15 protein-coding genes are annotated in these 13,223 nt (G+C 56.8%); 6 read left to right on the plus strand and 9 right to left on the minus strand.

Translation table 11 applies throughout. The features are described 5' to 3' along the window. Positions 1-187: 187 nt before the first annotated feature. Entirely contained in the window at positions 188-373 is a 186-nt protein-coding gene (locus tag A6M21_RS12305) for an ATP-binding protein (RefSeq protein ID WP_066669241.1), read from the minus strand. An 874-nt stretch (positions 374-1,247) separates the two neighbouring features. On the opposite strand from A6M21_RS12305, the gene A6M21_RS18810 reads away from it, so the two are divergent. The 5 genes from A6M21_RS18810 (at position 1,248) to A6M21_RS12330 (ending at position 5,167) form a co-directional block, all read left to right on the plus strand. After that, entirely contained in the window at positions 1,248-1,418 is a 171-nt protein-coding gene (locus tag A6M21_RS18810) for a hypothetical protein (protein ID WP_161486057.1), read from the plus strand. Positions 1,419-1,566: 148 nt separating this feature from the next. Beyond that, complete coding sequence (gene dsrA, locus A6M21_RS12315) at positions 1,567-2,985, plus strand: dissimilatory-type sulfite reductase subunit alpha (protein WP_066669243.1); 1,419 nt, start codon at positions 1,567-1,569, stop codon at positions 2,983-2,985. Positions 2,986-2,997: 12 nt separating this feature from the next. Beyond that, positions 2,998-4,185 (plus strand): dissimilatory-type sulfite reductase subunit beta, encoded by a 1,188-nt coding sequence (gene dsrB / locus A6M21_RS12320; protein ID WP_066669244.1) that lies wholly within the window; start codon positions 2,998-3,000, stop codon positions 4,183-4,185. A 32-nt stretch (positions 4,186-4,217) separates the two neighbouring features. After that, on the plus strand, positions 4,218-4,445 hold the full coding sequence (locus A6M21_RS12325; protein ID WP_066669245.1) for a dissimilatory sulfite reductase D family protein: 228 nt from the start codon (positions 4,218-4,220) through the stop codon (positions 4,443-4,445). Positions 4,446-4,543: 98 nt separating this feature from the next. Next, on the plus strand, positions 4,544-5,167 hold the full coding sequence (locus tag A6M21_RS12330; protein WP_066669321.1) for a tetratricopeptide repeat protein: 624 nt from the start codon (positions 4,544-4,546) through the stop codon (positions 5,165-5,167). Between the two features lie 155 nt (positions 5,168-5,322). Here A6M21_RS12330 and A6M21_RS12335 read toward each other — a convergent pair whose 3' ends face one another. The 4 genes from A6M21_RS12335 to A6M21_RS12350 are packed head-to-tail and all read right to left on the minus strand — an operon-like array spanning position 5,323 to position 8,099. Beyond that, entirely contained in the window at positions 5,323-6,498 is a 1,176-nt protein-coding gene (locus A6M21_RS12335; RefSeq protein ID WP_066669246.1) for a hypothetical protein, read from the minus strand. Beyond that, on the minus strand, positions 6,495-7,601 hold the full coding sequence (locus A6M21_RS12340) for a DVU0298 family protein (protein ID WP_066669247.1): 1,107 nt from the start codon (positions 7,599-7,601) through the stop codon (positions 6,495-6,497). The genes A6M21_RS12335 and A6M21_RS12340 overlap by 4 nt, the downstream gene beginning before the upstream one ends. Before the next feature lie 21 nt (positions 7,602-7,622). Then, positions 7,623-7,847, minus strand: a complete 225-nt coding sequence (locus A6M21_RS12345; protein ID WP_066669248.1) for a hypothetical protein — start codon at positions 7,845-7,847, stop codon at positions 7,623-7,625. A 6-nt stretch (positions 7,848-7,853) separates the two neighbouring features. Further along, positions 7,854-8,099, minus strand: coding sequence for an FmdB family zinc ribbon protein (locus A6M21_RS12350; protein ID WP_066669249.1), 246 nt, complete (start codon positions 8,097-8,099; stop codon positions 7,854-7,856). A 381-nt stretch (positions 8,100-8,480) separates the two neighbouring features. Between A6M21_RS12350 and A6M21_RS12360 the strand changes: the two genes are divergently transcribed. Next, on the plus strand, positions 8,481-9,131 hold the full coding sequence (locus A6M21_RS12360) for a DVU0298 family protein (RefSeq protein ID WP_066669252.1): 651 nt from the start codon (positions 8,481-8,483) through the stop codon (positions 9,129-9,131). Positions 9,132-9,310: 179 nt separating this feature from the next. On the opposite strand, the gene rlmH is transcribed toward A6M21_RS12360, so the two are convergent. From rlmH to A6M21_RS12380, 4 genes are all read right to left on the minus strand, one after another. Continuing rightward, positions 9,311-9,790: a 23S rRNA (pseudouridine(1915)-N(3))-methyltransferase RlmH gene (rlmH, locus tag A6M21_RS12365; RefSeq protein WP_066669322.1), complete on the minus strand. Its 480-nt coding sequence runs from the start codon at positions 9,788-9,790 to the stop codon at positions 9,311-9,313. A gap of 265 nt (positions 9,791-10,055) precedes the next feature. Beyond that, positions 10,056-11,345, minus strand: coding sequence for a UDP-N-acetylglucosamine 1-carboxyvinyltransferase (murA, locus tag A6M21_RS12370; RefSeq protein ID WP_066669253.1), 1,290 nt, complete (start codon positions 11,343-11,345; stop codon positions 10,056-10,058). A 130-nt stretch (positions 11,346-11,475) separates the two neighbouring features. Next, positions 11,476-12,360, minus strand: a complete 885-nt coding sequence (locus tag A6M21_RS12375) for a peptidase MA family metallohydrolase (RefSeq protein WP_066669254.1) — start codon at positions 12,358-12,360, stop codon at positions 11,476-11,478. 167 nt (positions 12,361-12,527) lie between these two features. Further along, a complete protein-coding gene (locus tag A6M21_RS12380; protein WP_066669255.1) occupies positions 12,528-13,136 on the minus strand; it encodes a tetratricopeptide repeat protein in 609 nt (202 codons plus the stop codon). Positions 13,137-13,223 lie beyond the last annotated feature (87 nt).

Raw genomic sequence — 13,223 nt, forward strand, 5'->3', positions numbered from 1 at the left:
GGCATCCGTCACCAAACACGGCCGTCCCGCAACCCGGCGCCGGGGGACGACCCGGGCTTTCCGGACGCAGGCGCGTGGCAGCACTGCATAAGTCTTCACTTTCCCGGCCCGGGATGACGGAGCATCCCCGGTCCGGGAAAATAAAAATATTAATTTATCCTCTCCCTGAATAACCAGTCAACCCGTATTACTGTTCCTGCAAAGTAACGGCACCGGTCGGGCAAACACTGACGCACGTTTCGCAGCCCAGGCACTCGTCAGGATTGGCCACCGTCGATTTGCCGTCTACCATTTCCAACACGCCGCCCGGACAGGAATCGGCGCATTCACCGCAACCCTCACATTTATCGGCGTCAACAGTAACGATATACATTGTATTACCCTCCCTTGTTTAATCAATCCGGTTGTTCCGCTGCTGTCCGTCTTAGAAAGCGACCATGCCCCCTTTTGCCATAATACTTTGCTGCCATGGACAATGACCCCCGGCACTGCTTGAACCATCCTTCCACGGCATGATAAAACCCTGCGCCTCCATAATAATTGGTATACCCGAATTTAATAGCTTAATTTCGGGATAAATTCGGCGATTCCTGCTATAAAGAAAATTTTTTGTAAAAGCAGGCACATTATCGTATTATTGCAATATGTGAATGCAAGTTGTTTTTTGCCGTTCTTTGTTTCATAAGCAAAAAATGAAGCGGTTTTTATGCACAATTTATGTTATAATAACATAGTGTCACCGGTTATGTCCATAGGGTCTCTTTCCCAGCTCCCCGGCGCATATTGTCCGCTTTGCGACATTTTTAACGGAATCCTGCCAGACGCTGTCAAAGACAACTATAAGGGCTTCCGGTTGTGATTGAGCGTCCAGGATCAGAAATCCGGCCGGTTTCTGTTATTTTCCGGTTGATTATTCTCATGCAACTATGTTACCATATGGTAGAGATATGGGCGGGACTTTTAATGGCGCGATTCTGGCATAAACAAAGCGAAATGTGCTTTGATATTGCTTTTAACCGGGCCTCCCGTTCAGAGCGGCTTAATGTATCAAGTAGTGAAAATAAGTTCATGCGGCGGAAAATAAGCGATCAAGACCGGCGGCACTAGTTGTGCCTGCAAATATGGGGCATGGCCGGTTTGCGGGAAAATGAAAATTCCGGTAATATGTAAAAACGGGCGGTTGGGGAAACGGCTGGATTTGGGCATATGCAAGTATGTCCTTATTTGCCCTTACCGGACGGGTGTTATTGGCCGCCACCCTGCATAGCGAGAGCATGCCGCCGGTGCCGGGAAGCCCGGATGAAATTGATGGACAACCTGTCGGTTGTTTAAATACTTTACAAATTGCGGCGAAAGTTACCCCTCCACCGGCCAAAAGGGTCTCCAGCACTTTGATTTTTGAAATGCCGGCAGATTAAAAAAGCCGCATGATACTTATGTGCTCATCAGGGCAGAAATGGGGTGGTTGGCGGGCCGGTCAAACGCAAAAAGCCAGTCGGCGGGTGTCGTTGTTTGTGGAGGTACAGGAGGCTTCATTTTTAGTCTAGTTCAAGGAGGCAAGGATAAATGGCTTTTGAACCGAAGCGCGAAGAGAAAGCTTTGAAATATGAAGAGCTGCGCATTTACACCGACGAAGAGCTGAAGAACTATTCGGAAGAAGAGCTGAAAAATTTTAAAATCAAACATGAAACTCCCGCTTTGGATGAACTGGAGAAGGGCCCGTGGCCCAGTTTCGTCGCCGACGCCAAACGGGAGGCGCTGCACCGGAAAAAACTGGACGCCGACCGCATGATGACGGACAAGGACGCGGTGGACGACCTGCTCGGTCAGCTGCAACTGTCCTTCGATCACGGCGAAACCCACTGGAAACACGGCGGCATCGTCGGCGTTTTCGGATACGGCGGCGGCATCATCGGCCGTTACTCCGACGTACCGGAAAAATTTCCCGCCGTGGCCCATTTCCACACCATCCGGGTCAACCAACCGGCCAGCAAATTTTACAACACCGATTATCTGAGATCCCTCTGCGACCTGTGGGAGTACCGCGGCAGCGGCTTGATGAACCTGCACGGCTCCACCGGCGACATCATCCTGCTCGGCACCACCACCGAACAGCTGGAACCAATCTTCAAGGATCTCACCCATGTAATGGATACCGATCTGGGCGGCTCCGGCTCCAACCTGCGCACGCCTTCCTGCTGCATCGGCAAGGCGCGCTGCGAATGGTCCTGCTACGATACACAGGCCATGTGCTATGAACTGACCCAGTATTACCAGGACGAACTGCACCGTCCGGCCTTCCCTTATAAATTCAAATTCAAATTCGACGGCTGCCCGAACGGCTGCGTGGCTTCCATCGCCCGCTCGGACATGTCTTTCATCGGCACATGGAAAGACGAAATCAGAATTGACCAGGAAGCAGTCAAGGCTTATATGGCCGGTGATATCGTACCCAATGGCGGCGCCCACAAGGGCCGTGACTGGGGCAAATTCGACATCCGGAAGGAAGTCATCAACCTGTGCCCGACCAAATGCATGAGCCTGGAAGACGGCACACTCAAGATTGACAACGAAAACTGCACCCGCTGCATGCACTGCATCAACGTAATGCCGCGGGCGTTAAAACCGGGTCTGGATACCGGCGTGAGCATCCTGTTCGGCGCCAAGGCGCCCATCCTGGAAGGCGCCCAGATGGCCACCCTGACCATCCCCTTCATGAAAGTGGAACCACCTTATGACAACCTGAAGGAACTGATTGAGAAGGTCTGGGAATTCTGGATGGAGGAAGGCAAGAACCGTGAACGCCTGGGCGAACTGATCCAGCGCTTCGGCCTGCCCAAGTTCCTGGAGGCAATTGGTGTGCCGCCAGCTCCGCAAATGGTCCGCGCCCCGCGCTCCAACCCATACATCTTCTGGAAGGAAGAAGACGTACCGGGCGGCTGGGACCGCAAGATCGAAGACTACCGCAAGATTCACAAAAGATAGGGGGTAACCGAAATGGGATTAAGCTTGGGCAAAAACGGGCAATATAATCCGGACAAACCGACTGAAGACAGAATAACCGATATCGGACCGCGGCATTTCTGGCAGTATTTCCCGCCCGCGATCCAGAAAAACTACGGCAAATGGGATCATCATGAAATTCTCGAGCCGGGCATCCTGGTACACGTATCGGAAACCGGGGACAAGGTGTTCACCGTGCGCTGCGGCGGCTGCCGTTTCATGACGGTGGAAAACGTGCGGGAGATCTGTGACATCGCCGACAAGTACTGCAACGGTTTTGTCCGTTTCACCACCCGCAATAACATCGAGTTCATAGTGGACAGCCCGGAAAAACTGGAAGCACTGAAGAACGACCTGTTAAGCCGCAAACATGTCTCCGGCAGCTACAAGTTCCCGATCGGCGGCACCGGCGCCGGCGTGACCAACATCGTGCACACCCAGGGCTATATTCACTGCCACACCCCGGCCACGGACGCCTCCTCCATGGTCAAATCGGTCATGGACAGCCTGTTCGATTACTTCACCGGTATGACCCTGCCCGCCCAGGTGCGCGTGTCCATGGCCTGCTGCCTGAACATGTGCGGCGCGGTGCACTGCTCGGATATCGCCCTGCTGGGCTATCACCGGAAACCGCCGGTAATCGACCATGAATACATCGACGCGCTGTGCGAACTGCCGCTGGTCATCGCCGCCTGCCCGGTGGGCGCCATTTCACCCGCCAAAACCGAAAGCGGCAAGAAAACGGTCAAGATTAAAGAAGAACGCTGCATGTTCTGCGGCAACTGTTACACCATGTGCCAGGCGGTGCCCCTTTCCGACAAGCTCGGCGACGGTGTGACCATCCTGGCCGGCGGCAAACTGTCCAACCGGATCAGCGAACCCAAGTTTTCCAAGGTGGTTGTTCCCTGGCTGCCGAACAACTTCCCGCGGTTCCCGGAAGTGGTTGAACACGTGAAGAAAATTATTGAGGCTTATGCCGCCAATGCCAATAAATATGAGAGAATCGGAGACTGGGCGGAGAGAATCGGTTGGGAAAAATTCTTTGAAAAATGCGGCCTGCCTTTCACCGAACATCTGATTGACGATTACCGTCTGGCTTATGACACCTTCCGGACCAGCACCCAGTTCAAGTACACCGAGGCTGCCTGGGCGGTTTCCAAATCGGTGGGAGGGATTGACTAGGCCTGCTGTGTTAAAATAAGGAGGGCTCCTGGATGGACGAAATCAAACAGGCAATTTTGGAATTTGCGGAGGAAAGCAAGAAGAGCAAGTTCTACTTCAAGGACATGGAAAAAGCCGTGCAGAAGAAGATCCCCGACGCCAAGGCGCGGGAGATCAAGAAGGCGGCCACCGATCTGGTCAATGCAGGAACACTGATCTATTACTCCACCGGCAGTTCCACCATGTACGGTCTGAAGGGCAAGGGAATCACCGAAGACTAGCGTGCCGCTGTAAAACAAATAGCATGAAAAGAGGTTGCCGTCCCCCGATGGCAGCCTCTTTTGGCCGCAATTCAAAAGGCGGGGAAAGGGCGGTGCACATGAAGAATCCTCAGGATGCCGAAGATTTCATCGCGGAACACAAAAACGCCGCGGAAACCCCCGGCGAATGCGCCAGCGTACAATACAACCGGGGTGTTTCATTAATGAAGCAGGGGCGTTACAACGAAGCAATCGCGGCTTTTGAAAGCGCCATTGCCGACAGCGGCCGGATGTTTGAGGCCTGCGTCAATCTGGGCTATATTTATTTCAAGCTGGGCGACCTGGAAAAGGTGGCCGCATGCAATCAAAGGGCGGTTGAAATTGAACCGCGTTATGCCCGGGGATACGCCAACCTGGGTTTTGCCTACCTGCAGATGGCCAGGACGGACGAAGCGATCGCCGCCCTGGAAAAGGCAATCGCGCTGAACCCGCAAATAGCCCAGGCCTGGAGCAACCTGGTCAACGCCTATATCCAAAACGGCCAACTGGACAAGGCAATTGAAACGGGGCATAAACTGCTCGCCCTGGCTCCTGATTTCGCCCTCGGCCACAACAACCTGGCCTACGCCTATTTTCTGAAAGAAGATTTCAGCCGGGCGGTGGAGCACATCGACCGGGCCGCTGCACTGGGATTTGCGGTGCACCCCGAATTTCTGCAAGCGCTGGAACCCCACCGGAGCTAAAAACGATCTATGAACACCACCGGACAACATTTTGGTGCGCCGGCACACATCCCTGCCCGGCGGTCTTGATTAAGTCCTTTCCCGGGGTGGTGGACGTGCCCCGCCGCTGCAACGCTCCGGACCGGCGCCACCACCCCGGGAAAGGAAGCCCGCATTCACCCCGCCCGGCCGTCGCGGACATCCGGCCGGGGATCAAAATCCTGCAGGACGTCGTGCAACTGGCCGGCATGCTTGTCCAGGTTGCTTTCGATCAGGGCCAGGTCGGCCGGATCCTCCCGCCGGTAATATGCCGGCAGGGAATACAGGATGTTTTTTAATTCATCCCGGCCGAAGGATTTGAGCAATGACCATATTTCTTCCACCCGACCCGGGCTGCAGCCACCCGTTTTCTCTTTTTCCCGCCAGGCGGCAAAAAACCCCTCCACCACGGCCGGCAGGCACGCGGCCTGCGCCCAGGCCGCGTCCCCAACTCCGTTGTACTTGTCCAGGCGCATCTGTACGGTTAGATTGATGAAAAAATAAACCAGAGCGATAAATGAATTGCTTTTTTGGGCTTTGGGAAAGGTCAGCACCGGTCCGTATTTACGGGCCGTGATCAGCTTGACGTCAACTTCTCCGCCGGTCCGCACAACAAAGTCGCCGGCGGCATGGTGCCAGGGGTAGATCTCACTGTAATCCGCCGGGTTATAGTAAAGGGTAAGTATTTGGGACGCCTTTTGGTAAATGGCGTAACTTTCCGCGGCGGAGGCCGGGCGGTAGCCGTTTTTTACATCCCAGATCTCAATGTTTTGCTCACCACCCTGACGGGTCAGGTGCCACTCGTGATAACCATCAAACCAGCCGCTCAAAAACATGGTCGCCGGCACGCCGCCGTTATCCAGACGGAGGTTGACTTCATCCAGCACATAGACCGGCGGTAAATATGGGAGATTAAACATTTTATTCAAATTTCCCAAAACATTGAACTCATGCTTCATCCATGCCCGGCCTCGCGGGGAAACGGCCGTGCTGACGGTAAATTTTGCTTCCGTACCCCCGGATAGTACTTCCACGCAAGAAATGTGGTAAAAGGCGCCGTGTTTTTCACTGCGGATGATCATTTGCTCTATTTCCGCCGGCGGGAGACCGCGGCCGGCTTTTTGACCGGTCAGGGCGGCCAGTGTGCAGGCATGCCGGCGCAAAAAATGCTCCACGCCATGAAAATAGTCGCCCCAGGAAAGGCTGGCGTGATTTTGTCCGGATGCATCCAAAAACGGCTGATTCAAATCCACCCCGGCCAACTCGCCCCCGGCAGCGACAATGACATACCTGACCCCGGGTTTTTGTTTCATATTTTCTCCAGCGCCTCCCGGGCCAGCCGGCCCACTGTTTTCTTTTCCATCCGGCCGTGCTGATAAAAGTTTATTTCCTGTTCGTCAGCGCAAAGTTGTTTTAATTTCTCCCCGGCCGCGGCGGACTTCAGGCTGCCCAGAATCCAGGCCGCACAGGCCCTGTTTTCCGGATTGGGATCGTCCAGACAGGCGATGAAGCCATAGACCGGCTTTTGTATCAACCGCGGGTTGACGGCGGCAATTTTACCGATCGCCGCCAGCGCCCGCGGCCGCAGTGCCTCATCCGCCAGGTACTGGTACAGGACGGGGATATAACCGGCATACAGCTGCGCCGCACGGCTGATAATTTCCCCCAGGGCGTCCACCGCCCCCCAACTGGAGGCGGCGCTGTCCGCCACGGATTCGCTCAAGCCCTGCAAAAGCCTGGTCACGGTTTGCGGTTCCTTTCGCGCCACAACCGCGCAAACCAGGCCCATTATCTCCGCCGCGCGCAGGCGGAGCAGTTCATCGCCGGCATAGAGCAGGCGCTGCAGATGCCGGAGCAGTTTTTTATCCCGCCCGGCCCGGGCAAGCAGTTCCGCCGTCCGGTATTCTGCCACCAGCACCTGAACCGCCTGTTTGCTCAAGGGGGCGGGCGAAGACGCGCCGTTTTCCGCGTTGGCGGAGCCGGCCGGCACAAAACGGGCTTCGCCGGCTTTTTTTAGTTTTTCCTTTACTCCCCGGGCGGTCACTTCCCGGATGTCGTCGTGCAGCCTGATCAGGTAAAGAGCGCCGGCTATCCGCCGGCCTTCATAAAATCCGCCCGGAATGATTTGATTCGTCTCCAGGTCATACTTTTCAATCAACGATTCCCGGTAATCTTCTTCCGGCAGCAGGCCCCAGGCCAGATCCCAGTCCATATTGCAGGCAAAGACCAGCGCCTCCTCAAAAGCGGCGCCCAGGTTATGCCCGGTGGCGTCATAGGCGTAGACGGCGCCGCAGGCACAGGAACCGACCGGCATGTCCCCCGGCCGGCGGGCGGCCATTTCCCGCGGCCGCTCCAGGAGCAGGCCGCAGAAGGGACAGGCCGGCTTTTGGGTCAACTCCCTCTTCTGTTCATTCATGGTGAAGGGGAACCATCTCCCTTAAGCATCGTACTCAAAATCTATGATGTCAAATTCAGCGCGGAATGACTTGAAGCGGACCACCCAGTGTTTATATTTATCCCCGGCAAAGGCACAGTTCAAATTGCCCGTCCGCGCGTACCAGCGGCGCAGCTTGGGCGCCACCTCCCGGGCGAAGACTTCCCGGATGTAATCCTTGTCCTCTTCGGTCAGCTCGTGCCGTCCGGCTTTCAACTCATCTTGCATTTTCGCTCACTTGCCCGGACCGGGAATGTCCAGGGTCATGCAATTGCTGCCGGAGCCGCAGGATTTGGTGGTCAATTTCGGCTTCGGCGTGCCTTTACCGGTGCCGATCACATAATTGGTCCGGCTGATCACCCTTTCCAGTTCCCGGGAGCGGCAATCCGGACATTCCAGCTCCACTTTTTCGTCCGCACTTTTAAACAGCTTTTCAAACAACTTGCCGCACTGGACACAGCGAAATTCAAAAATAGGCATGATTTTTCCTCCTCAAACCCTGACCGGATGGTACCGGATATAACCCCGCCGTCTTTGCGTAGCGGGCGAAAACGGGCACTCCTTTTGAAGTGTAACACGTACACAGCTGCCGGGAAAGCCCGCGCACCGGCCCGGAACCTGTTTTGACCGGCCGGTTCCAGATCATTATTTTATCACCAACCGGGGGGCGCTGCAAACAACCACCGGGAAAAAAGGGCGCCGGCGCATCTTTTACCGTTGCGGCCCGCCCGTCGAAAAAGCGGACATGCGCACCGGGCCGGAAAGAACGGCCCCGTCCCCGACCGGAAAAAAAGAATGGCTTTGACCTTTTCACCCCGCCGGTATAAAATTCTTGGAGAAAAGAACAAAGAGGTGATTACCATGGTCCGGACGACAAAAGAAGAAATCATCACCTTACTCGAGAAACGGGATTTTGACCGGCTGGCCGCGCTGGTGACAGAAAAGAAGGCCAATATGAAATACCTTTACCGGCTGCTCTATGATACGGAAAGCCTCCTCCGCTGGCGGGCGATCGAAGGGGTGGGGGCGGCGGCCGACCGACTGGCCGCTGAAGACCCGGAAGCGGTGCGCATCATTTTACGCAAACTGCTCTGGTCGATCAACGACGAGTCCGGCGGTATCGGCTGGAGCGCCCCGGAATGCATCGGGGAAATCATTTACCGCCGGCCGGATATGTTCCCGGAATTCGCCTCGATCATTCTCTCCTATGCAGACGAAGAGATACTGCGCCGGGGAGTGGTCTGGGCGGCGGGGCGCATCGCCCGGGCCCGGCCCGCACTGGTGCAAAAAGCGCTGCCCGGCTTGACGGTCTTTCTGGACGACCCGGACCCGGTGGTACGCGGCTACACCCTCCGGCTGCTTGATATTACCGGAACGACCCCGGGGATGGACCGCCTGCGCCCCCTGCTGGACGACCAGAGCGCCGTCCCGGTATATGCAAACGGCATCCTGGAAAAGACCACCGTGGCCGCTCTGGCCGCCCGGGTGGCCGCCCGGGAAAGCCGCTCCTGACGGCCATGATTTATAAACAAAACCACCGCTGAAAGGCTGGCGGCATGACCCCGCCGCTCCGGTACTTCCAGTCCGGCCCCGGATACTGCATTCGTCCGTTCACATGCAATTTGCCGCAGCCGGACCAACCGGTATCACTTCACGACTGGACACCATCACATAGCTTCCGGCCGCATGCATCAGCGGTGATAGGGTTCATGGCGGTTGATTTTAAAGGCGCGGTAGATTTGTTCCAGTAATATAATGCGCATCAACTGGTGGGGAAAGGTGAGCCGGGAAAAGGACAGCCGGAGGTGGGCGGCTTCCGTAACCCGGGGTGCCAGGCCCAGGCTGCCGCCGGTAATAAAGGCCAGGCTGCTCTTTCCGTCCAGGGCCAGCCCGGCCAGCATATCCGCCAATTCAGGGGAGGACAGCATGGTTCCTTCCCGGTCCAGGGCCAGCACACAGTCCCGCCCGTGCAGGCGGCGCAGCAGCCGTTCCCCCTCCCGTTCCATGACTGCGGCGGCCGCCGCGGCGGTGATGTCCGGAGGAAACGGCTCCTCGGCCACTTCTACCACATCCAGGCGGGTATGGGCGCGCAGCCGCTTTATGTACTCGGCCTGTGCCCGTTCCCAATAGCGTTCCTTTAAACGGCCCACGCACAGTAGGGTAATGTGCATTTCACTCATCATCCCAGTCTTGTTCCGGGCCGGCGAAAAACCGGCGGACGGCAATAAAAAACCGCCCGGCGTGGCCAACCGGCTCCCGGTTTGTCTTTCCGGACAAAAACCGGCCGGCCATGCCGGAAGTTGGACGGCCATGCCACCCGGAAGCCGACGAAAGTCCGATCGAGCAACACTGCACCGGATAGGATTTTTACGCCCGGCCGCCACCCGGGCAACCGGCTGGATCCGGTCTTTTTCAGTCTGCCCGCAGCCGGCCGGCTTAATGCCCGCCGGCTGCGGCCGCCGTCTCCGGATCGCCGGCACGCCAGATATTGGCGCCCAAACCGCGCAATTTATGCTCCAGATGGTGATAACCGCGGTCAATGTAGGAAGTGTTGCAGATTTCCGTTTCCCCTTCCGCCATCAGACCGGCCACCACCAGGGCGGCCCCGGCGCGTAAATCGGTGGCCCTGACCTGGGTGCCGTGCAGTTTTTCCACCCCTTCAATCACCGCCACGCGGCCTTCCACTTTGATCCGGGCGCCCATGCGCTTCAATTCGTCGGCCACCCGGAAACGGTTCTCAAAGATGTTTTCGACAATCAGACTGGTTCCCGGCACGGTGGACAGCAGTGCCATCAGCTGCGACTGCATGTCCGTGGGGAAACCGGGATAAGGCATGGTCTTGATATCAATTGGTTTGAGCGCGCCTTCCGCACAAATCTGTACCCCGTCCTCTTCCTCCTGGATATCCACCCCGGCTTCCCGCAGTTTGGCAATCAACGGCTCCAGGTGCTGGGGAATGATGTTCTCCAGTGTCACCCGTCCGCGGGTGGCCGCGGCGGCAACCATGAACGTACCGGCTTCAATCCGGTCCGGTATGACGGCATAGCGCAGGCAACCGCCCAAAGTGGATACCCCCTCCACCTTGATCACATCGGTACCGGCGCCGCGCACCTTCGCCCCCAGGCAATTGAGGAAGTTGGCCAGGTCCACGACCTCCGGCTCCTTGGCCACATTTTCGATCACCGTCTGACCTTCGGCCAGGCAGGCCGCCATCATAATGTTTTCAGTGGCGCCCACACTGGGAAAGTCCAGGTACACACGGGTGCCGCGCAGCCCGCGTGCGCAGGCCTTTACCGCCCCCCGTTCCAGGGAGAGCTCCGCACCCAGCCCGATCAGCCCCTTGAAATGCAGATCCATCGGACGCACGCCAATATTGCAGCCGCCGGGCAGGGAAACCTCCGCCTGCCCGAAGCGGGCGACCAGCGGTCCGAGCAACAGATTGGAGGCGCGCAGTTTCTTCGCCAGTTCGTACGGAGGCATGTCCGCCAGGTGGCCGGCAGGGATAATCTGCAGGGAGTCAACCCCCTGCCAGCTCACCTTTGCTCCCAGACCGCGGAGAATTTCCGTCATTACGTGCACATCGTTAATTCGCGGTACATTTTCCAGCAATACCCGGTCGGAGGCCATCGCCGACGCACATAAAATTGCCAGGGAAGCGTTCTTGGCCCCGCTGATCCTGACCTGACCACGAAGGGCGGCACCCCCGGCAATCACCAGTTTATCCATAATTGCTTTATCCTCCTCGCTCCCCATGCGGGCCGCGCAGTATTTATCTCAAGGCACCATTATTCTCTGTCACCGGCCATAATTCCTGCCAAAAGGCTATTTTTCTTCAAGTTGGCTTTTTAATTCCGGATCAATGTCCGATTGACTGCCGCCAGCGCTGCTCAAACTGCTTCAGGTCGACGCCCAGCGCCGATTGCATGGCCCGGTTGATATCCCGGCCCGTACCCAACACCCGTAAGATATTATGCACGGCCTGATCGCCGTAGACCTTTTTCATATAGTCCACGGCCGAGAGGGACTCCCGGTAAGCCAGCGCCTGATTGGGCAGCTGATCAAAACCGCGGTCCATCTCCGCCAGGTGATAAAGCGGCTGCGCCAGTGAGCCCTGCGGCGAATCGAAGCGGAAACCGGTCAGCTTCTTTTCCTCGGCCTGGGCCAGACCTTCAGTTAGCCAGCGGGGCACGTTGCCCCGGGTGATGTAATCCACCACCAGATGGGTCATCTCATGGGCCACCGGACCGGAGGACTCAAAAGCCTCCTTTATCTCCCCGGGATCGTCCGACGCCACCCAGGCCCGGGGCGAGAGCACCCTGATTACCCCGGCCCAGTACACACCCATAGCGCTTTCACTGGCCGGCCAGCCGAAGCTGGCATTCAGGCTGGCCCGGGTGGGATAAACGATAATCGGTATGCGCTGCCCAATCCGGAGACCGAAATCCCTGGTAACAGGAGCGTAAAACTTGTCCGCCGTGTGCAGGATCATCCGGGCATCGGCGGCATCGGATGGTTCGTAGCGAATCAGGAAATGTTGATCGGAAATGGTATCCATGTTCCGGGTGCTTAAAATGACCTGGCCGCGTACTATTTCGCGGAACAGGACATATACGTATTCCCTCACCGCACCGGGGACACGCAACATAACCAGACCGATCAGGGCCAACGCCAGCGCCAGCAGCTTCAGCCAGAGCCAGGGGGGGCGTTTTACAGCCGGCAATGTCACTGTTCCGGTAGGCATATGATCCCCTTCTTTCAATAGCATGTTGATTAACTAAAGTAAAAGCATTCATGTCCAGTCAACAAGTTGTTTGTATTATTATACCTTAAAACCGCCAACCAATCCTACAGGTAAATGCTAACACCGGGAACAGGTTTTTGCTCCTGCTCCCGGTGCGACCGGCTTTGCTATCTGGTTGAAAGTTTTTGCCACTGGGTGATCATTTGACGGGCGCTGTCCACTTGACTGCCGGTTTTGACCAGCTGGACATACTTTTCCAGCTGGCGTACGGCGGCTTGATAGTCATGCTTGCCGTAACCGAGCACCTGGCCGTAGTAGTAATAAGCCTGCGTATCGTCGGGATGGAGGCGTATTTCTTCCTGAAGCTGCGTTGCAGCCTGATCGTACTGTCCGAGCAGGAAATAATTCAGGGCCAGGTTTGTGCGCAGGACACCGTTTTGGGGATCCAGGCGCAGCGCTTTTTCATAGGAGGCAACGGCCTGCTCCCTTTTTCCCGCTTCATCGTATGCTCTGGCCAGGCCGGCCGCAATGGCCGCATCATTGGGATGCGCGGCGGCCTGCTTTTGCCAGTCCGCCAGCGACTGCCCGGGCGAAACGGGCTGCCCGTTTTCCCGGGCGGGTGCGGTGTTCCCCAGCACCCAGACCACCGATGAACCGAGCAAACCGATGGACAAAACAGCCGCCATGACAGCAAAGATGATTTTCTGCCGGCGCTTGCGTCTTTCGTGATAGGACGGCCTCCGGCCCTCCGTAGTCTTCATTTTATCTTTCGCCATGACCGACGCTCCTCTGTGGTGAAATACAGGTAACACATCAACATTATATCATTCCCCGGACAAACCATTCAATGGGAATGACGGGAA

Source organism: Desulfotomaculum copahuensis (assembly GCF_001655685.1).
GTDB lineage: Bacteria > Bacillota > Desulfotomaculia > Desulfotomaculales > Desulfovirgulaceae > Desulfotomaculum_G > Desulfotomaculum_G copahuensis.

What these genes read in the sequence shown, in the direction of transcription:
- A6M21_RS12305 (WP_066669241.1), bottom strand. Translation starts at nt 373, where the DNA reads ATGTATATCGTTACTGTTGACGCCGATAAATGTGAGGGTTGCGGTGAA.
- dsrA (WP_066669243.1), top strand. Translation starts at nt 1,567, where the DNA reads ATGGCTTTTGAACCGAAGCGCGAAGAGAAAGCTTTGAAATATGAAGAG.
- dsrB (WP_066669244.1), top strand. Translation starts at nt 2,998, where the DNA reads ATGGGATTAAGCTTGGGCAAAAACGGGCAATATAATCCGGACAAACCG.
- A6M21_RS12325 (WP_066669245.1), top strand. Translation starts at nt 4,218, where the DNA reads ATGGACGAAATCAAACAGGCAATTTTGGAATTTGCGGAGGAAAGCAAG.
- A6M21_RS12330 (WP_066669321.1), top strand. Translation starts at nt 4,544, where the DNA reads ATGAAGAATCCTCAGGATGCCGAAGATTTCATCGCGGAACACAAAAAC.
- A6M21_RS12335 (WP_066669246.1), bottom strand. Translation starts at nt 6,498, where the DNA reads ATGAAACAAAAACCCGGGGTCAGGTATGTCATTGTCGCTGCCGGGGGC.
- A6M21_RS12340 (WP_066669247.1), bottom strand. Translation starts at nt 7,601, where the DNA reads ATGAATGAACAGAAGAGGGAGTTGACCCAAAAGCCGGCCTGTCCCTTC.
- A6M21_RS12345 (WP_066669248.1), bottom strand. Translation starts at nt 7,847, where the DNA reads ATGCAAGATGAGTTGAAAGCCGGACGGCACGAGCTGACCGAAGAGGAC.
- A6M21_RS12350 (WP_066669249.1), bottom strand. Translation starts at nt 8,099, where the DNA reads ATGCCTATTTTTGAATTTCGCTGTGTCCAGTGCGGCAAGTTGTTTGAA.
- A6M21_RS12360 (WP_066669252.1), top strand. Translation starts at nt 8,481, where the DNA reads ATGGTCCGGACGACAAAAGAAGAAATCATCACCTTACTCGAGAAACGG.
- rlmH (WP_066669322.1), bottom strand. Translation starts at nt 9,790, where the DNA reads ATGCACATTACCCTACTGTGCGTGGGCCGTTTAAAGGAACGCTATTGG.
- murA (WP_066669253.1), bottom strand. Translation starts at nt 11,345, where the DNA reads ATGGATAAACTGGTGATTGCCGGGGGTGCCGCCCTTCGTGGTCAGGTC.
- A6M21_RS12375 (WP_066669254.1), bottom strand. Translation starts at nt 12,360, where the DNA reads ATGCCTACCGGAACAGTGACATTGCCGGCTGTAAAACGCCCCCCCTGG.
- A6M21_RS12380 (WP_066669255.1), bottom strand. Translation starts at nt 13,136, where the DNA reads ATGGCGAAAGATAAAATGAAGACTACGGAGGGCCGGAGGCCGTCCTAT.